General features: G+C 35.3%; 14 protein-coding genes and 1 tRNA gene. 1 reads left to right on the top strand and 14 read right to left on the bottom strand.

Going from position 1 to position 20114, the window contains the following annotated elements; translation table 11 throughout:
• Positions 1-278: 278 nt before the first annotated feature.
• Both mreC and N3C60_00965 read right to left on the bottom strand, forming a co-directional pair.
• Entirely contained in the window at positions 279-1091 is an 813-nt protein-coding gene (mreC, locus tag N3C60_00970; GenBank protein ID MCX8083481.1) for a rod shape-determining protein MreC, read from the bottom strand.
• Entirely contained in the window at positions 1079-2104 is a 1026-nt protein-coding gene (locus tag N3C60_00965) for a rod shape-determining protein (GenBank protein MCX8083480.1), read from the bottom strand. The genes mreC and N3C60_00965 overlap by 13 nt, the downstream gene beginning before the upstream one ends.
• Before the next feature lie 127 nt (positions 2105-2231).
• Here N3C60_00965 and N3C60_00960 point away from each other — a divergent pair.
• Positions 2232-2316 (top strand) — tRNA-Leu (locus tag N3C60_00960).
• A gap of 8 nt (positions 2317-2324) precedes the next feature.
• Here N3C60_00960 and N3C60_00955 read toward each other — a convergent pair.
• The 12 genes from N3C60_00955 to cobT form a co-directional block, all read right to left on the bottom strand.
• On the bottom strand, positions 2325-3122 hold the full coding sequence (locus N3C60_00955) for a cation transporter (protein ID MCX8083479.1): 798 nt from the start codon (positions 3120-3122) through the stop codon (positions 2325-2327).
• Positions 3123-3133: 11 nt separating this feature from the next.
• Positions 3134-5458: a BamA/TamA family outer membrane protein gene (locus tag N3C60_00950; GenBank protein MCX8083478.1), complete on the bottom strand. Its 2325-nt coding sequence runs from the start codon at positions 5456-5458 to the stop codon at positions 3134-3136.
• Positions 5427-8726 carry a hypothetical protein gene (locus N3C60_00945; protein MCX8083477.1) on the bottom strand — a complete coding sequence of 1100 codons (3300 nt, stop codon included), beginning with the start codon at positions 8724-8726 and terminating at the stop codon, positions 5427-5429. Before N3C60_00945 ends, N3C60_00950 begins: the two co-directional genes overlap by 32 nt.
• Before the next feature lie 58 nt (positions 8727-8784).
• Positions 8785-10554, bottom strand: a complete 1770-nt coding sequence (locus N3C60_00940; GenBank protein ID MCX8083476.1) for an N-acetylmuramoyl-L-alanine amidase — start codon at positions 10552-10554, stop codon at positions 8785-8787.
• Complete coding sequence (uvrA, locus tag N3C60_00935; GenBank protein ID MCX8083475.1) at positions 10547-13354, bottom strand: excinuclease ABC subunit UvrA; 2808 nt, start codon at positions 13352-13354, stop codon at positions 10547-10549. The genes N3C60_00940 and uvrA overlap by 8 nt, the downstream gene beginning before the upstream one ends.
• A gap of 4 nt (positions 13355-13358) precedes the next feature.
• Positions 13359-14510: a GAF domain-containing sensor histidine kinase gene (locus tag N3C60_00930; protein MCX8083474.1), complete on the bottom strand. Its 1152-nt coding sequence runs from the start codon at positions 14508-14510 to the stop codon at positions 13359-13361.
• Positions 14507-15529: a dehypoxanthine futalosine cyclase gene (mqnC, locus tag N3C60_00925; GenBank protein MCX8083473.1), complete on the bottom strand. Its 1023-nt coding sequence runs from the start codon at positions 15527-15529 to the stop codon at positions 14507-14509. The genes N3C60_00930 and mqnC overlap by 4 nt, the downstream gene beginning before the upstream one ends.
• A gap of 41 nt (positions 15530-15570) precedes the next feature.
• A complete protein-coding gene (locus tag N3C60_00920; GenBank protein ID MCX8083472.1) occupies positions 15571-16266 on the bottom strand; it encodes an adenosylcobinamide-GDP ribazoletransferase in 696 nt (231 codons plus the stop codon).
• Between the two features lie 63 nt (positions 16267-16329).
• A complete protein-coding gene (locus N3C60_00915; protein MCX8083471.1) occupies positions 16330-17406 on the bottom strand; it encodes an ABC transporter ATP-binding protein in 1077 nt (358 codons plus the stop codon).
• Between the two features lie 2 nt (positions 17407-17408).
• The gene (locus N3C60_00910; protein ID MCX8083470.1) at positions 17409-18176 is read right to left on the bottom strand and encodes an ABC transporter permease; all 768 of its coding nucleotides are present in this window, start codon (positions 18174-18176) and stop codon (positions 17409-17411) included.
• Positions 18177-18183: 7 nt separating this feature from the next.
• Positions 18184-19026, bottom strand: a complete 843-nt coding sequence (gene modA / locus N3C60_00905) for a molybdate ABC transporter substrate-binding protein (protein ID MCX8083469.1) — start codon at positions 19024-19026, stop codon at positions 18184-18186.
• Positions 19027-19085: 59 nt separating this feature from the next.
• The coding region (gene cobT, locus N3C60_00900) for a nicotinate-nucleotide--dimethylbenzimidazole phosphoribosyltransferase (GenBank protein ID MCX8083468.1) at positions 19086-20114 on the bottom strand (1029 nt) is incomplete at its 5' end.

Below are 20114 nucleotides of genomic sequence, written 5' to 3'. Positions count from 1 at the left end.
AAAAAAATTTTAACAAGTCACTTTTAAAATACATGTTTGTACTTACCATAAGCCTTAAAAAATATGTAAGTAGAAACATTAGCGCTGAGGTGCCAAAGTATAATCCAAGGAAATAGTCATTTACAAGGGATAATGGTATCATAAACTCAAAAAAAGAGCCTTTAGAGATATCTAAATAAAGTAATAATAGTAGGAGAATTACATCGATATAGTTTAAGAAAAAAAATATATGGTAGGACGTGTAAACTATCAGTGAAGCCAATAGGGCAAGAAAGAAACTACTCCAGCTCATTTTTCACTACCAACACATTTTCGATCTTTGAAAAAACAACTGTGGGATTGAGATAGACCCTTTGAAAAAGATCTGATGGGTTGTTGGAATAGGCGTAAACTTTTCCTGTTATCATCCCTTTTACATATATCCCACCCATGCCAGATGTTATGAAGATATCGTCTTTGTAAACTTTATCCAATTTATCATAAAACTCAACGACTAATCCTCCCCTACCATCACCACTCATTATACCTGTGGACCTACTTCTTAGATTCATCACACTTACTTTATTGTTTGGATCTGTTATAAGGAGGACTTTGGATCTCTTACCATACACCTCTATCACTTTACCTACAAGCCCTAATTCGTTTGCTACAGAATCATTTAACTCAATACCATCATCAGAACCGGCATTGATAATAACATATTTGCTGTAACCATCAACATGTTTGCCTACAACTTTTGCGGCAACTGCCTTTATCTTATAGGTTTCTTTGAATTTTAAAAGTTCTTTTAGTTTGTTATATTCATAGAGTTTTTCGCTCAAGATTCTATTTTGTAGCATTAGTTCTGCAAGTTCTGATTTTATTCTATTGTTCTCTTCCTTAACACCCACTAAAAAAAAATATTTGTTTAAAAGATCTATACTGCCTTTATAAATAAAGTTGGAATAATATACAAAGGGATTAAGCAAATTACCCAAAAGCCCTTTAAAAGGGCCTCTTATTTCTGGGTTTCTTATTTGGAGTATGATTAAAAAGAGGAAAAAAAGGAAGAAAACAAGTAGTTTCTTCCAGATATCCCTTAATCTATACATACCTTTTTAAGCAGATCTAACTCATCTAAAACCTTCCCTGCTCCGTATGCAACTGCTTTAAGGGGATCATCAGCTACAATAATTGGCAAGCCTGTTTCTTCCATAAGCTTTTTATCAAGCCCTTTTAAAAGGGCTCCTCCACCTGAAAGGACTATACCTCTATCAACTATATCTGCAGATAGCTCTGGTGGTGTCTTTTCAAGGGCATTTTTTACTGCGTCTACTATTTTAGAAACAGCCTCACTTAAAGCTTCTCTGACCTCGCTGTCTGTTATCTCAACTGTTTTTGGGATACCATTTAATAGATCTCTACCTTTTATCTCAATGCTCATCTCTACATCTAATCTGTAGGCTGAACCTATCTCCATCTTTATTTTTTCGGCTGTGGAGGTACCGATGAGGAGATTGTAGTTTCTTTTTATATAATTTACTATGGCTTCATCCATCTCATCTCCACCAACCCTTACTGAGTTAGCATAGACAATACCTGATAGAGAGATAACTGCTACTTCAGTGGTACCACCCCCTATATCAACTATCATATTACCAGAGGGCTCTTGAATAGGTAGTCCAGCACCTATAGCAGCAGCCATAGGTTCTTCTATTATATAAACCTCTCTGGCGCCAGCTTGAATAGCTGAATCTTTTACAGCTCTTTTTTCCACTTGTGTTGCTCCTGAAGGAACAGCCACGATGACCCTTGGTCTTACAAAGGATCTTTTATTGTTCACTTTTGTTATGAAGTAACGTACCATCTTTTCGGTAACTTCAAAATTGGATATAACACCATCCTTCATGGGTCGTATTGCTACAATGTTAGCTGGAGTTCTACCCAGCATGCTTTTAGCTTCTGAGCCCACAGCTAAGATCTCTTTGGTATCAATGTTAATAGCTACTACAGAGGGTTCACTACAGACAATCCCCTTACCCTTTACATAAATCAATGTATTTGCTGTTCCAAGATCTATAGCAAGATCATTTGAGAATACATCCAATAGCTTATCAAAAATCATAAATTAACCTCCGAAATCTTAAACCTTAAACTATTAACAAATTTTTATGAAACTATCAACAGATTTTTTACCCTTGACAAAAAGTGCTGATTCTGATAAGTAACCCAACTTACACGGTCATGTTTCAGCCCGGGTGGCGGAATTGGTAGACGCACAGGACTTAAAATCCTGCGGCCGTTAAGGCTGTACCGGTTCGATTCCGGTCCCGGGCATTTTTAGTTTACTTGGAAAGCTTAAGAATTCTTGTAGCTCCTTCAACCACAACAATAAAAACGATAGCTCCTACTATTAGATCTGGGTATTTTGAACCTGTAGCATAAACTAAGACCCCGGCTATTATAACACCAATATTAGCAATGATATCATTTGATGTAAATATCATACTTGCCTTCATATGAGATTCTTTACTTTTGTTTCTGTTTAGGATCATTAGGCTTATTATATTAGCTATCATCGCAAATATCGAAATAACGATCATTATTTCGTATGAAGGTACTTTTTCAACACCTATAAATCTCCTTAATACCTCTAAGAATCCAAAGAGGGCAAGCACCATCTGGAAATATCCTGCTACCTTGGCAATATTCTTTTTGAAAACATCCGATCTTTTTACTGCTATAAGAGCAAGGCCATATACAAAAGCATCAGCCAACATATCAAGGGAATCTGCTACAAGCCCTAACGAATTAGAAATGAATCCGAATGCAAGCTCTATAACGAAAAAGAGAAAGTTTATTATCAGCACCTGCCACAGTAACCTTGATTGGGTGTTGTTATGCTCATAGACTTCTGATGTACCCTCTATGCTTTCTGATGCTATAAGGGTTGTCTCCAGGTTAAGTGTTTTTAATTGATCATAGATGGGGTAGTAGTCATCAATATGATAAACAGTTAGTATCCTGTCATCTATAGAAAACTCTAAATCCATTATGTTATTAAATTTTGAAAGAGAAAGTCTTATCAACTGCTCTTCAGACGGGCAATCCATTTTGTTTATCTTAAAGACTGTTTTAATCATAATACCCCCTTTTAAAAAGATATACCGAAATTTAAGTAAATTGAGGAGTAACCTTTATAAGGTTTAAAGGGTGAGTAACCGTAACTTATTGAAAAAAAACCTAACTCCTGAGCTTTTATGATAAGCTCTAACCCTATATCTCTTATATATTTCATATCGTTAAAGTTATCTCCAAAACCACCATGTTCAATAAAAGATCCAAAAATAATATTATCATAAGGGGTGTACCCTATAAATAGGGAACTATAGACTGTTTTTTTATCACCGATGGTGGCATTAGTTTGATGATCTTTTGTCCCTATTTCTCGGTATTTAAAAGCTTTCATTTTGTTTGTCCCTCCTAATGTTAGTAGATTGGTTACTGGCATTTTTTCTTTTTTCCCTATGAGGTTTTGGGTATTTAATCCTATTTTTGCAATCCAGTCTTTATAAAACTCATAAAAACCTTCAAGGTGTAATTCCACTTCATTAAAGTTGTAACCGTTCGCAAGATGGTAGTTGTAGGACAGATAGGAGTATATGCCTGTACCTTTGAGTTTGTTATAATACTCTGATTTGTAAGAAAGTTTTACTGGGATTGCTAATAGAGTGTACTTATGTTCATATATAGCTTTGTTGCTATCGGAGAAACTGGAGTCATGGACATCAAGATTACTCAGTTGGGCACCCACATATGTTTCTATAGGATTATTTACCTTTATGAGTGTACTGATACCAACCTCGGTAAAGATGTAGTCATCCTCATCCCTATTTTTAAAAAAAAGGCTTTGATAGTCATCTATATTAGGAGTGAATGTCCTTTGACCAGATAGTGAGCTTTTAAGGGAAGTTTCTTTAAAGGATTTTTTAAAACCTAATTGAAAGGTTCGCCCACTGTTTAAAATATCAAATCTACTATAGCCTATTTCAGCTGTAATTAGATCGATGGTATTATAACTTAAAAATCCAAATATTCTATTATCTTTTCCTCTGATACGATTTATAAGTAGAAGGGCTGTTTGGTTATCCAAATCAAAAAGTTCCATGGAGACTTTTTCTGAGTTTTTGTTTCTTATAAGGTAGTCATGGATTTGTTGAAGTTTCTCATTTGTTATTTTTTTGTCATGGAAAAATCTTTTGTCAATTTTTGAAACAATCTCATCGGAATTACTCAATATATCTGCAATATACTTCGATGAATATTCAACGGTGAAATGCAGATCGTCATTTTCATTTTGTTCAAAAGAGATCTTTTTGACAAGGGAATCTTTGGCATATTTATCGAAAATCTCTTTACGGAGTTTATCCAAACTTTCAGGAGTTATTGGGATTTTCTCTTTTGTAGCATAGGGGTAGTTGTTTACATAGATATTGTTAATATAACCTTTTTTTGCGTTTGGCTCTTTTTTTACAAGAGGGGATATTTTACCAATATGTATAGCTATTGTATTCATGTTTACTTTAATCTCTAGGTCTTCTATCTGTAACTGCTTCTCGATAAAATGGTCTTTTATGTTTATTTCGAGCTCTCTTAGATCGAAGGTGTCAAAGGATTTGAATTCTGAAACGATGTATCTTCTGAGTTCATCAGTAAGGTTGTCATAAAAGGGATCGATCTGGATATCTAAGGTATAGCGATCTCCCTTTTGTAGAATTATCCTTGGTTTGATAAACTTGGATTTTACAAAAAAGGAGTACAGCGATGATATGGGATCTTTGATAGAGAAAAACCTTTTTCGTTGTTCTGATAAAAGATCGACTCTCAACACTTTGACATTGAAGTACCCTTCTTTTTTAAGTGTTTTATAGTGGTCATTTATTATAGATTCTATCACCATATCGTTTAAAGGGGTTGGTGTTATTTGTTTTGAAATAATTGTATCATCTACTATAAAATCTATTTCATCTACAAAGTATCTTTCCCCTTCATGGATATAGACATTTAAGACACTATCTTTTAAGAATGAATTGACCTCTACATCAAGGAAACCATTGTTTTTATAGAAGGTTTCAATATTTTCTTTAACCATGTTAACTGTATCAGCATAAATATAGTCCCCTTCGTAGATCTTTGCGGCTAATTTTAAAGATGAATCAAGTACAAAATAGTTACCAGTGAATTTTATATCTTTTAAAACATTTGCTTTTTCTATGCTGATGGACTGACTGTCTTCATCAATGATATAATACCCCAAAAAGCTAAGAATTTCTGAGATCTTATGTTGTGGAACTTGAAGGGAGTATTCACTTAATTTATTTTTTAAAGATGGTGGTAGATCACCGTAGCATATTTTTTTTGCATAAATTTTGATGGATACCGATAGGCTAAAAATTAAAATCAAACATAACACCCGCACCGGTTCCTCCTTTTGAATTAGAAAATATGTTTATTTTGAACCAATCGAAGATGATGTACTCGGCGGAGAATTTGTTCTCTTTTGATTCGGATAGGTTTGATATGTAATTTAACTCGATTCTGTCACTAAAGGCTCTACCAACCTTGATCTGACCACCTGTAGGGGATGGTTCTAAGTTTACCTGGTTTATACCGAAGAAGCGGTTAGTTGTGGAAATTATATCTTTAAAGACAGCGTCGCTGATTATTTTGGATAAAAGCTCTTTACTCCCCTGGTTTTTATTGGCGTCAAATAAACCATAACCCTTGTTTTTCGAATCGTATACGGTTATTTTGTATTCTGGCAAATAACCTTGAACAAAAATCCTCGTGGAGTTCAACTTACCTGATCCATTTGCTTCCATATTTACAAACATGGTCTCATTATCTAAAATCTTTAAAGAACCTCTTGTTACTAAAAATTTCTCTTTACCAATATAGAAGTAGCTGTCTTTCAATGATAGTTCACCTTTAAGGGTCAATGTCTTATAATATGTTACAGACAGATCCACTTTCACCAGACCTTCAAGGATGGAATCGGTTATTTTGACACCATCTTTTGTGTTAATATTGAGATTTAGGTTAAAAGGGAGATTGAGTTCACCTCTTTTTTGTGAAGAGCTAAACTTTTGATATTTAAATATAGATTTTTCTACAAGGATGTTACTTGATAAAAGATTTTCATACCCATTGTAGGAAAAAGTTCCGGATACTATTCCATAAAAGCCACTTCTTTCCACAAAGATATCATTAAAATTACCCGTGGCAGTGTAACTGCTTTTATCTGAGTATTTTTTTGAGATTACTACTGCGTTCAGAGATTTTGAGGTTATTTTACTCGTCAGGTCATACCTGTTTAAACTGATGTTTGTCGAAAGATTGCTGAGCCTTATGGATAATTGGGGTAGCATTAGATCAAACTTTAGATCAACATTACCGTAGAGCTCTATTTCTTTCCCCTGGGGATAGATAAAGGATATAACTCCTTTTGATTCCTTAACAGAAAGGTTTGATATGTATATGGTGGATTTTGAGACATCAATTTTACCGGTAATTTTGTCAAAATGGGATTCGTTTATGCTTATATGGGTATTTTTTACATTTTCTGTATTTAAAATAAAGCTACCAGATGATATACCTCGATTAGTGAAATTGATAGAGACTCCCTTTAAAATTACACTTAAGTTATCCCCAATAAATATCTCTTCAGATCTAAGTACAAAAGTAGAAAGATCTGGCGAATATAGTTTCAATTTCCCAGTCAAGGTATTATCTCTTATGTGTAACCTGTTTAACGAGATATCCGAGATTAATTCTTTTTTAGATATGTTTATCTCTGTGTCGATTTTGAGATCACTGCTGATATGGCTGATACGAGTTTTAGATATATCCCCCTGTAAGTGATATATCCTGCTACCAATCCTTTTATCATCTAATCTGAAAATACCAAAATATTTTGGGTTACTGATTTCACCTTGTATATTTATCTTTATATCAGAAACCTCTGGGTACTGTTTGAATCTAAATTTTTTTAAGTTTATACTGCCTTTTATCGTATCTTTTTTGAAATCGAAAATGACTGGGTCTGTTATTGTATTGTTATCTAACATAACTTCTTCAACTTTGAGTACTTTCTCCTGAAAGCTAATTTTAAACTTTGTACTGTTAAAATCTGTGTTTGAAAGTGTGAACTCTGCTTTACCACTATAGATATTGTTGTATGAGATGTCAGCTATGCCGTTTACTGGATATTTTAAAGCTGTTTTAACATTGAAAAAATTAAAGATTTCATAAAAGGGGACATTATGCAGAGTCAAATGGTACTTTTTAACCCCCTTTTTTAATATATAATTAGAATGTAGATCCAATGTTCCATGCTCTAAATGTGCTTTCAGACTAAATGTGAGGTTATCTTTGTTCATTTCAAACGCACCATTTACCCCGGTTGTCACTATGCCGTAAAGGGTTTGTTTTGCGTGGGAGTTGTATTTACCGGTAAGATGGAAATCGTTTTCTAACATAGTTAAATTCAGGTCTATATTACCAGTATAGGCAACTGCGATATGTTTTGTAAGATCAGCATTTCTTGACACTCTGCCGGCTAAAAAAAGATCTGTTATACCTTTTTTGTAGGAACCATTACCTCTAAGATCCGTGGTTTTAGATTTTATGGACATGTTGTTGAAAAGTATATCGGTACCACTCTTCTCCATATCTGAGCTAAGCATATACTCCTCTTCTGATAAAAGGTGAACGATAAGTTTGCCTTTCTTGAAGTTGTAGTCATCGATGGATATCTTTTTTATTTTAATATTGATGTCTTCGTTATTATATACAGGAAAAGGAAGGTCAAAATGTATGTTACTGTCTATTCTTTTACTTTTTACATCGAAAGTGCCGTAAAGTTTTGCTGGGGTATTATCTATTGTTAAGTTTTCTGATTGTATTTTTATGCTCTCATTGAGAATTGAGTTTGCTTTTAGAGTAAATTTTGCGAGATGATCTTTAAAGCTCAATTCTCCTGATACCTTCGATTTGATGTTGGTACCATCTATGTACCCCTTTAATACTATTTTCCCGGAAAGGTCTTTATCTATGAGTTCTATGAACCTATTGTTGAAGAACATCTCAAAATCTGAGTAGAAATGATCGGTGTTGAGCTTTTTTTCAGACTTCATGAAAGATACAAAAAAATCATCCCCTTTTATATCTATATAATCTATTTTCAATATGTTTTGATTGTAGAAAAATTTTATTCTTCCTACGAATTGTTCTGAAATTTTTCCTTTGGAAATATAACCCTTCATATAAGGTATGTTTAAAAAACCACCCACCTCGTATTTTATTATGTTTGTATCTATCTTTGTCAGAATACCTTTATAACTATTTGTTATATCTGCGCCTGCTATATCAAGTCTATTTATTATATTCATATCGATATGCAGAAAGGGTTGTTCCCAAAAGTATTGGGGTATATCCCCTGTGACTCTTGAAGTTTCTATATCTATATAAGGTTTTTTACGGATAAAGTTTAATGGATGAAAATGTAAGGATAGCTTTTCGATCTCGAATGTGGCTTTATCTACTTCTATCTTTACCCCTCTAAGATGTATATAAAAAGGTGTGAGCACCGATTCTACTCGGTCGATTTTTATTGAAATGTTTGGTTTGGTTCTTATTAAACTGTTTATATTATGTTTGATGTAATAGTTTAGGAATAGATAGGTCAAACAGAGAAAAACAAAACAACCTGTCAGATATAAGATTTTTTTATATGAAAATCTGACATTATTTGCCATTATAATGTTCTATATATTTTACAATACCTTTGAATATACCTTCAGCCATTTTTTCTTTATAATCTTCAGTGGTGAGGTGCTGGGCAGTTGCTGGGTGTGAAATGAAACTGCATTCAATAAGGATTGATGGCATTTTTGCACCCACGAGAACATAAAAAGGGGCCTGTTTTACACCCAGATCTTTATCATGGGTGCTTTTTACCAAATCCTTCTGGACAAAGTTTGCCAGCATCAAGGATTCCTCCAACTTTGAATTTAGCATGATATCCTTTAATATCCCCTGGAGATCGGAGATAGATTTCTCTGATGCCTGGTTTTCAAAAGCGGCCACTGCTAAAGCTGCTTTGTCCTTTGTTACGTTTAATACGTAGGTCTCTACCCCATGGGCATCACTGTTTTTACTGGCATTTTGATGGATCGATACGAAAAGATCAGCTTTGTTTTTATTGGCAAAAGCTGTTCTTTCCTCAAGAGGGATAAAAATATCAGTCTCCCTTGTCATAAGTATCTTTAAACCAGAGTCGTATTCTTGCAACTTCTTTTTGACACGAATGGCAATATCAAGATTGATATCTTTTTCCATCAGTCCATGATATGTGGCACCGGGGTCTTTTCCTCCATGCCCCGGATCTATAACAACCGTTTTTACTTTAAGACCGAAAGCTGATGCCAAGGTATGCTTGTCACCTTGTTCAACAAGGGTTATCTTCCCCTTTGCTTTGGACTTAGGTTCCTCTTTTGTTTTGGCTGGAGGGGTAGTTGCCGCTGTTTTAGAAAGGGAGTCTTTGCTTACGTCTATAATAATTCTATAAGGGTTTTCCATTTGAAATACAGTAAAATCGTTTACAGAATCGATATCTAAAACGACCCTTGTTGTATACTTGTCGTATATACCCCATCTGAGACCCTTCAAAAGACCATCATTTATATCCATGTTTTTAGGGATAGATGGATCGATGACAGAGTTATAGATATCGACAAAAAGTCGAGGTGGTTTGTTATACTCTGGATTCTCCTTCAACCAATGCTTATAAAAGTTTGCTTTACCTGTTAGTTCTATTACTACCCTTGTGTAATCTTCGTTACTCCAATGCCTTACACTTTTTATTTCTACCCTTGGCGCATTTTTTTCTGGAGTGTCCGGATCCTTTTTGGGTTCATCTTTTTTGCTGTCATCCATATTTTTGTTGAGATGTTTTTCTTCTGGTTGTTTATCTGGTTTTTCCTCTTTGGTGACGGTTGGCTTGGATGATTTTTCTGGTTTTGTTGTAGGGTATTTTTTGCTTAGTTCAGAGAGCTTTTGTTTTGCTATTTTTGCTGCATTAAGCTTTGGAAATTTATTTATACAGGATTCGTACATAAACTTGGCTGTGGGAAGATCTTTTAACTCGATATAGATTTCAGCAGCCTTAAGAAAACCCTCGGCGGCTAAAGGGGAATTATAATTACTTGATAATAATCTGTAATACTTCAAAGCTTCATCTCTATGAACGGGTTCATTAAAGCGCTTATAAGATCTATAAAGTGTCTCAGCTCCGTAATAGAGGGATTGCTCGCCTAACTTGGTTTTTGGTGCTTTGCTGTAGATATCCAGAAACTTGTCTGCTACCATTTTGTAAGAAAATTTTGTGACATTTTTCGATTTATTGATAAACTCATAATCTTTGAAGTTAGCATTGTAGTCGTCCTGTATTGTAGCAAAAGACAATACAGAGAGTAAAAGAAAAAGAGTCAGAAACAATATCTTTTTATTATGCATTCAGCATTTTCTCCTTTAGGTATTTTCCGGTGTATGATGATTCACATCTACAACAATCTTCAGGTAGCCCTTCGAAAACAACAAAACCACCTTTATCTCCACCTTCTGGGCCGAGATCTATTATGTAGTCTGCTATCTTGATAACATCTAAGTTATGCTCAATGATTATAACAGAATTTCCAGCTTCTGACAATGCCTTAAATATTTTTACTAATTTTTTTACATCATCAAAATGTAACCCAGTTGTAGGTTCATCGAAAATATAAAGTGTTTTGCCTGTGGATCTCTTCATGAGTTCTTTTGCTAATTTTATCCTCTGGGCTTCACCACCCGATAAAGTAGTAGCAGGCTGACCTAAGTGGATATAACCTAAACCCACCTCTTTTAAAACAGTAAGTTTATGGTTTAGTTTGGGTATGTTTTCAAAAAAATCGTAGGCCTCGTCCACTGTGAATTCCAGTATCTCTGCAATGTTTTTGCCTTTGTATCTTATATCAAGGGTATCCCTGTTATAACGATTTCCATGGCAAACATCACACTTTACGTACATATCTGGTAAAAAGTGCATCTCTATTTTTATATAACCTTCCCCCTGACAACGCTCGCATCTGCCACCTTTTAGATTAAAGCTGAATCTACCCTGTTTGTAACCTCTTAGCTTTGCTTCAGGAGTTTGGGCCATTATTTCCCTTATATCACCAAAAACGCCAGTATATGTCGCCGGATTGGATCTCGGCGTTCTTCCTATGGGGGATTGATCAATATCGATGATTTTATCTATGTACTCTATGCCTGTTATTTCATCGAAATAACCAGGTTTTGCTGCTGAGCCGTATAGTTTTCTTTTAAGGGCAGGGTAGAGGATATCCATCACTAAGGTGGATTTTCCAGATCCGCTGACACCTGTAACAGCTGTTATAAGGCCTATAGGGAATTTTACAGTGATATTTTTTAGATTGTTATGCTTAGCACCCTTTATTACTATAAACCTACCATCTGGCTTTTTCTTAATGGGGATATCGATCTTTTTTCTACCAGATAGATAATCTGAAGTTAGGGAACATTTACACTCCAACAGCTCCTTATATGTCCCTTTAAAGACAACTTCTCCACCCTTAATGCCAGCTCCAGGGCCCATATCGATGATATAATCGGAATTTTTTATTGTGTCTTCATCATGTTCAACAACTATTACTGTGTTACCAATATCCCTTAGGTTTTTTAATGTGTTTATCAGCATGTCGTTGTCTCTTTGATGTAGTCCGATGCTGGGTTCATCCAAAACATACAATACACCTGTTAGACCGGAGCCAACCTGTGTGGCTAATCTTATCCTTTGGGACTCACCACCACTTAGGGTCATTGCGCTCCTTGACAGGGTGATATAGTCGATCCCAACATTTTTTAAAAAGGTTAACCGGTGCATTATTTCTTTTATTATTTTATCTGCTACATCTTTTTTAAAACCTTCAAAATTCAGCTGCTGAAAAAATGGAATGAGCTTTTCCACTGTCATGGAGGAGATTTCGGCAATACTTAGACCATTTATTTTGACAGAAAGACTGTGGGATTTCAACCTTGTACCTTTACAGGCTTCACAGGGCATACTGGACATGTACTGTTTGGCTTTTTCCACATCTGCCCATTTCTCTGAGAGCAGCATCGATTTCAATTCACCAATTACCCCTTTAAACTCTTTTTCATAGGTGATTTTTTGATCCCCTTTAAATGTAAAAAGCTTGAGGGGCTTTTCGGAACCATACATTAAAATATTTTTACTGGCTTGATCTATATGGGAAAATGGTTTGTTTACATCTATTCCAAACTGTTCTGAAATGGCTATAATGGTGTTAAGTTGATGAAAGTTTTCTAATTTACCCCATGGAGCTATGGCACCTTCTTTTATAGATTTTGTAGGATCAGGGACTATCAATTCTTCATCAAAAATCAGTTTTTCCCCTAAACCTTCACATTCAGGGCATGCTCCAAAAGGGTTGTTAAAAGAAAATGTTCTTGGTTCTATTTCTGGGATACTGATATTACAAGCTGCACAAGCAAATTTTTCACTGTAGAGTGTTTTTTCATGCTCAGTTAATACCTCTACAAGTCCTTCTGATAACTTTAGTGCTGTTTCTATCGAATCGGTTAATCTCCTTTTTATGTCAGGTTTTACCTTCAGTCTATCTACTACTACTGAGATATTATGTTTTTGATTTTTGTTTAATGTGATGTCATCTTCGAGCCTGACAAGTTGGTTATTTATGTATGCTCTTACAAAACCATCTTTGAGGAGCTTTTGCATTAGTTGTTTGAATTCACCTTTCTTCCCAAAAACAACCGGTGATAAAATCTCAATTTTGGTGTTTTCAGGTAGCCCCATTATGATATCAGTGATCTGTTGGGGGGTAAAACTTTCTATTTTTTCCCCACATGCCGGGCAGAAAACATCTCCTACTCTGGCAAAAAGTAGTCTCAGATAGTCGTATATTTCTGTGATAGTCCCTACAGTTGATCTTGGATTTTTACTTATAGATTTTTGCTCAATACTGATTGCTGGGGAAAGGTATTCTATCGAATCCACATCAGGTTTTTCCATAAGCTCAAGGAATTGTCTTGCATAGGCAGAAAGTGATTCTACGTACCTTCTTTGTCCTTCTGCATAAAGGGTATCAAAAGCTAATGTAGATTTCCCTGAGCCACTTACACCTGTGATAACTACCAGACTGTTTTTTGGTATTTCAAGGGATATATTTTTTAGGTTGTGTTGCCTTGCACCTTTTATGATGATACGATTATGCACTTTTTTATACCTTGTTGTGTATTGGTATCTTTATAAAAAATCTGGTATATTCACCTATTTTAGATTCCACTCTTATCTCCCCTTTATGTGCTTGGATAATATCCTTTACTACTGCAAGTCCCAGGCCTGTACCTTTTTGTTTCCCAGAGGTATAAAATGGGTCAAATATCTTACCTATCATATCTTCAGGTATCCCTTTGCCATTATCTTCGATGACGAATATCAATGCTTCATTATCAGCATTTACCAAAAGTTTTATCTTTCCCTTTTCATTTACGGCATCTACAGCGTTGTTTATAAGATTGAAAAGTACCCTGAAGAGTTTATCATTATCCCCTGAGAATGTAATGCCTTTCGGATAGTCAAATTCAAATTCTATATTATATGGTCGTAGCATAATATTTGTATGTTTGATTATATAGTCCATAAATTCATCAAGTCTAATTGTGGATACTTTGAGGGATATCTGATTTTTAGAAAAGTCGAGAATGTCCATTACCAAACCATGAATTAATTTTAACTCTGTATAAATACTATCCACATATTCTTTGAAATCTTTTTCATTTTCAGATTCGATTTCTAACAGTTCTACATAGTTCTGAACGATATTTAGAAGATTTTTTATATCGTGAATGATTGTGCTGGTAAATTTGCCAATGAGTTGGAGATTTTCAGATTTCCTCATCGATTCGTAAAGTTGGGCTTTTTCTATCGATATGGCACATTGGGAGGCAATATATTTTGCTATCTTTATATCATCATCGAAGAAATAATCGTCTTCTTTGTCAGTAAGATTTAAAACACCTATCAGTTTGTCTTTTATCTTAAGGGGGACAGACATGTAAGAAGCTGTATCATAACCCAATTCTTTGTGGGTTTTTTCAGTTCTGTTAAGAACGATTGTTTCCCCAGTTACGGCTACCTTTCCACTCACCCCATGCCCCAATGGGATTTTTACCATTTTGTAATCGATGTTAAGCCCTACGGCAGCTTTTATAACGAGTTGCTCCCCTTCAATGGTCATTATTGAGATTCTTTTTACAGATAGATATTCCTGGGCTATTTTTAGGATATCCCGTAAAAGGTCATCTATCAGCAAAGTTGAAGCCATTTTTTCAGAAATCTCTACTAAAATGTCTAAAAGATCTTTTTTCAATCGTATCTCCTAATATAGTTGTATCGCATGTCCCTTTGAACAGGTATAAAGCCGGCTTTTTTTATGAAGTGTAGTATGTCTTCAAGGGAAAGGGTATAGGATACACCACATGCTGCCACAACATTTTCTTCGATCATAAGACTACCAAAGTCATTGCCCCCAAAATAAAGGGCGATCTGACCGATATCTGGTCCTTGTGTAACCCATGATACCTGAATATTGTCTATGTTGTGCAGGTATATCCTTGAAATAGCTAAAACTTTTAAGTAATACACTGCGCTTACTTTTTCACCACCTAATTCTGTATTGGTTGGTTGAAAAGGCCAGGGGATAAAAGCTGTAAATCCTCCTGTTTTATCCTGTAGATCCCTTATCTTTGTGAGATGTTCAATAATCATGGAGGGGGTATCAGTTTTTTTAAACATCATTGTGGCAGTGGTCTTAAGCCCTTTTTTATGGGCAGTTTCCATAATACCAAGCCATCTGGCGGAGTCTATCTTATATGGGCTTATCCTTGATCTTTCTTGATCCACTAAAAGCTCTGCACCGCCTCCCGGTATTGAGTCTAAACCTGCTTTTACGAGCCTATCGAGGGTCTCGTCTATGCTCAGGTTACTGATTTTGGCTATATGGTCTATTTCAGGAGAGGAGAAACCGTGGATCCATATATTGAAATTTGATTTTATAAACCTAAGCATCTCTTCATAGAAATCGATCTTCAGGTATGGGTGTAATCCCCCCTGAAGTAGTATCTGGGTACCACCAAGCTCTGCAGTTTCCTGAATCTTCTTTTTTAGAGTATCAAAATCTATAACAAAGGCATCTTTATCCTGGATATCTTTGTAATATGCGCAGAATTTACACTTGCAGACACAGATATTTGTATAGTTAATATTACGATCGATTACAAAGGTTACTACCCCGTCAGGGTGTTTTTGTTTTCGTATTGTATTGGCAATCTCTGCCAAGTCCAGAAGATCTTTTTCAAAAAGTTTTATACCATCTTCAAATGTCAACATTTATACCTCAAAATTTTATCCTATTCCAACAGATAAAAATGTCAACAGAAATATAAAAGACTATACATCAAAATGAGTTCTGAGCTCTCCATATATCCGCCTATCATATCACCGGTCCAGCCGTTGATGGATTTTTTGTAGATGGCTAAAAAAAGTATTGTTGTTATTAAAAAAAATATGCTTATGTATATAAATTGATAAAATGTCAATAACATCATGCATATAAAGGGTAAAACAGTGAAAACAATTTTAAAGTCTGATAAGTTTATATCTTTAAAAAAAGCCCCAGTACCTTCTTCCCTTGCATAAGGTAGCGCTTTCATTATGATCAATGCACCAAATCTTGAATATATGCCTGCAAGAATCACTGAGATTGGTTGGATATGGGTGTATATATCGTATCGAAAAAGTATAGCTATAACTAAAGCAAGAGCTCCGAATACTCCTATTCTACTGTCTTTCATTATTTCAAGTTTTTTAACTCTATCTCTATGGGAAAAAAGGGCATCGGAAGTATCGGCTAATCCATCCAGGTGTAATCCACCAGTGATAAGTATGTGATAAATTATTGCAATAAGCTCTTTTGAATAGATTTCGGCCTTTAAGATATAATAAACTGGTATAGTGATTAAAAGTCCTACAATGGGGAAAAAGTAGACTGCCGATCTACTATCGTAGTTTTTTAAGTTTATCTTTAAAATTGTAAGAAAGGTTAAGGCAGTAAGAAATCCCTTCATGTTTTCACCTAAGTTTTATAAGCTATAAAAGATAGCTTAAAAAAATTTTTTGTAAACTAAATTCTATAAAATTGGAAAAATGTTCTCCTTTGTAAGACAGATTTTAATGTTTTGGCCTTCAGATAAGGAGAGCTTGCTAAAAGCGTATGCAGGTACTTCAATCTCTATTAGTTTTGAACCTGTATGTGGATTGAAAACAACAGTATGGGAGTCTGTTTTGCAATATATTCTATAAATAATGCCATCGAGCATATTTTCTTGATCTTTTTTTCTAAGATCCTCTCTTAAGATCATAACATGTTCGGATCTGATACCTATATGTATCTCTGGGGTGTTATAGTAACGCTCTGTTACCTCTGGGGAAACGGTGATTGTTGTTCCAAGTTCTTCAACATATAATAGATTCTCAGATACCTTTTCAGCCTTGAAAATGTTTTTGATGCCTAAAAATTCAGCCACTAATTTACTCTTTGGTGTTTTATATATCTCTTCTTTGGCTCCCGATTGTTTTATGGAACCATCGATCATGACACTTATGTCATCCCCCAGAAAAAAAGCTTCTTCTAAGTTGTGGGTTATCATTATAAATGTGTTTTTATATTTTTTTTGAATATCCTTCATGAGAAACCAGAGATCCCGTTTTAGTCCTTCGTGTAAAGCGGAAAAGGGTTCATCAAGAAGAATATATTCATTCCCAGATACCAAAGCCCTTGCTAAAGCTACCCTTTGTTTTTCACCACCGCTTAGATGTGCCACCTTCCTATCCATAAGATGGACTATTCCAAGTTGGTCTGTAATTTCATCTGAGTGGCTAATACCCTTTTTTGTATTATCGATTGATGTGTACTTGACACTATACAGTATGTTTTCTCTAACTGTTAAGTGGGGAAAGAGTGCTAAATCCTGTGGGACATAAGAAAATCCCCTTTTGTGGACAGGTAGCATATCTATTCTTATGTTATCTCTGATAATTTCGCCCTTTTCCAAACGTCTAAGTCCTAAAATGGCTTCCAGTAGTGTCGTTTTACCACATCCAGTGGGTCCCAGTAGGCAATGTATTGTTTGGGATTTTATATTTAAGTTTAGATTATTTATCTGAAAGTTTTTATTTGATATGGTTATGTTTTTTAAAGAAAGCACAATCAAGTATCTCCTTTCATCAGTGTCCTAACTGCATAAAGGGTAAAAAGACCAATTGAAAGAAGAATCAATATAAGGACTACTGTACGTTCTATATCCGCTGTTGAAAGTTTCATGAAGATAGCTATAGGTAGTGTTTCCGTTTTCATAGCCATAGAGCCTGCGATTGTAATAGTAGCTCCAAATTCACCAATAGCCTTGGCCCAGGTGAGTATCGCTGATGCTAATAAACCTTTTCTGGCAAGAGGTAGGGTAATGGTAAAAAAGACTTTTATCGGTGAAACGCCTAAAGATTGAGCTACTTCTTCATATCTCTGGGGTATTTCATCAATAGTAGCTTTAATCAGACGTGTTGAAATGCCAACAGTGGTAACAAATTGGGCAAGTATAATACCATTTGTTGTAAAAACAAACTGGGCAATGTTGGATTGTATCCATTCACCAAAAGGGTTGTTAAAAAAGATTAGAAGTAGAGCACCAAGTGCAGCAGGTGAAATTACCATAGGTAGTTCAAGAGAGGTATCAATGAGACTTTTGCCCCAAAAATCGTATCTTGAAAGGGCATAGGCAGCTGGTACTGAGATAATTAGTGAAATACAGGTAACGATAGTTGCGGTTATAATGCTAATCTTGATCGAAAAGATGACTCTTTCTGATGTGATTGTTTCAAAAAAAATAGATCCTTTATAAAAGTAAAGTAGTGATAAAATTAGTGCTACATAGAGCAGAAAAATAATCAAACTGGATGCAATGGCTACTTTTTTAAGCATCTTAACTTTATTTTATTATCCATTCCTGGGGAACAATGTATTCACCACCAATAGGTTTTTTTCCCCCAAGCCATGCAAAGGCTTCTTCCGGCGTCATAAAGTACTTGTATTTCCTGAAGATAGCCTTGCCTTCCTCTGATGTCAAAAAATCTATAAAGCGTAGAGCTAAGTCTTTATTTTTTGAGTACTTTGTTACTGCTATAGGTATATAACCTATTCTTAAGATTTCATCTTTTTTGAGTTTGATGGTTTCTATTCTATTTGAGTCCCAATGCTCAAAGACGCTCCATCCGATAACAGCATCCACAGCTTTGAGGGATATTGCGGTAGCAGTTTTTTCACAACTTTCAGTGTAGTTGATAATGTTTTTCCTGAACTGTTCTTTTTCTTTTTTATTTAAGAATTTTTCAACTATTTCAACTGCATAGGAACCAACACAGACACCCTCTGGATTTGCTATGGCAACCTTTATTCCATGTTTTGTAAGGTCTTTTAGTGAGGTTATCTTTTTGGGATTCCCTTTTTGGACATTTATTGCTGGTACCAAATAGACAACGTATCTTTCAGTGTCTGCTAAGATCAAACCCTTCTTTTTTGCTACTTCCATATAGTCTGATGAGCCAGGAAAGTAGAGATCTCCTGTCTTGCTTAACTCCATTTGGGATAAAACATAACCTGATCCCCCAAAGATTATATCGACCTTGATCCCTGTCTTTTTTTCAAAGAGTTTTGCTACTTCTTCAGTAGGGGGTTTACTTGCGGCACCGGCAAAGATAGTGATAGTTTCTTTGGCATATACCGCTGTGGTAAGTAGTATTAGTACAAATATTAACGAGAGTCTAATCCTCATGTTACCCCCTTTCGCGATATATACAGGTAAACATATTGACTGTCAAGGCAATATAGGTGCTACTTTGGGATCCCAGCTTCATCGAAGGTGGATACATTTACAAACATATTTGCTGCTTGCTTTATAATGGGTAGAGCAAGAACTGCCCCTGTTCCTTCTCCTAACCTCATTTTTAGGTTTAGTATTGGAGTAAGATCAAGGTATTCGAGCATTTTTATGTGTCCAGGTTCTTCTGAACAATGACCAGCGAACATATATTCTTTTACAATGGGGTTGAGTTTATAAGCGATGAGGGCTCCAGCTGTTGATATGAAGCCATCTATAATTACAGGAATACTATGGTATGCTGCAGCTATGATTGTACCTGCTATGGCACCAATTTCTGCTCCTCCAACTTTGGCTAATATATCCAAGGGATCGTTTGGGTTTGGTTTGTGAAGATTTATACCTTTTTTGATCACCTCTATTTTTTTTGATACACCTTCAGCAGAAAGGCCTGCTCCTTTACCAACCATAATTTCCACTGGATTCCCTGTGATGACTGCACCAATAGCTGATGAGGGTGTTGTATTGCCTATACCCATTTCACCTGTAAGGACTATGTCTAAGTTTTTTTCTTTTATATATTTTGAGGTTATCTCAAAACCAGTTTCTATACATTTTTGTGCTTCTTCTTTTGTCATCGCTGGTTCTTTGGTGAAATTTTTTGTGCCATTTACTACTTTTCTTAGCACAAATTCATTCTTAGCTTTTTGAATGTTGGATGAATCGTATTTGGAACCGATATCGGCAAGAATTATGTCAATCCCCTCAAATTTTGCTAAAACACTTACGGTCGCTAAATCATTTAGAAAGCAATTAAACATCAATCCAGTAACTTCTTGTGGGAAAGGTGATACTCCTTCCTCCACAACCCCGTGATCACCTGCCATTACAAATACAGCAGCTTTTTCTATTTTAGGTGTAAGTGTATGATAGATGGAGCAAAGTTGTTCTGAGATATCATGCATTCTACCCATAGCCTTGTGGGGCATGAGTAGGTTGTCTGTGCGATTTTTGGCTTTTTGAAGAAATTCTAATGATGTTGG

The organism is Calditerrivibrio sp. (assembly GCA_026415135.1).
Lineage (GTDB): Bacteria > Chrysiogenota > Deferribacteres > Deferribacterales > Calditerrivibrionaceae > Calditerrivibrio.
Note: the sequence above shows the minus strand (reverse complement) of the source record. Positions and strands in the feature narration are given on the sequence as shown.

Coding starts and splice junctions, on each gene's coding strand:
- mreC (MCX8083481.1), bottom strand. CDS start 1,091: ATGTATAGATTAAGGGATATCTGGAAGAAACTACTTGTTTTCTTCCTT.
- N3C60_00920 (MCX8083472.1), bottom strand. CDS start 16,266: ATGAAGGGATTTCTTACTGCCTTAACCTTTCTTACAATTTTAAAGATA.
- N3C60_00965 (MCX8083480.1), bottom strand. CDS start 2,104: ATGATTTTTGATAAGCTATTGGATGTATTCTCAAATGATCTTGCTATA.
- N3C60_00955 (MCX8083479.1), bottom strand. CDS start 3,122: ATGATTAAAACAGTCTTTAAGATAAACAAAATGGATTGCCCGTCTGAA.
- N3C60_00940 (MCX8083476.1), bottom strand. CDS start 10,554: ATGCATAATAAAAAGATATTGTTTCTGACTCTTTTTCTTTTACTCTCT.
- N3C60_00910 (MCX8083470.1), bottom strand. CDS start 18,176: ATGCTTAAAAAAGTAGCCATTGCATCCAGTTTGATTATTTTTCTGCTC.
- mqnC (MCX8083473.1), bottom strand. CDS start 15,529: ATGTTGACATTTGAAGATGGTATAAAACTTTTTGAAAAAGATCTTCTG.
- modA (MCX8083469.1), bottom strand. CDS start 19,026: ATGAGGATTAGACTCTCGTTAATATTTGTACTAATACTACTTACCACA.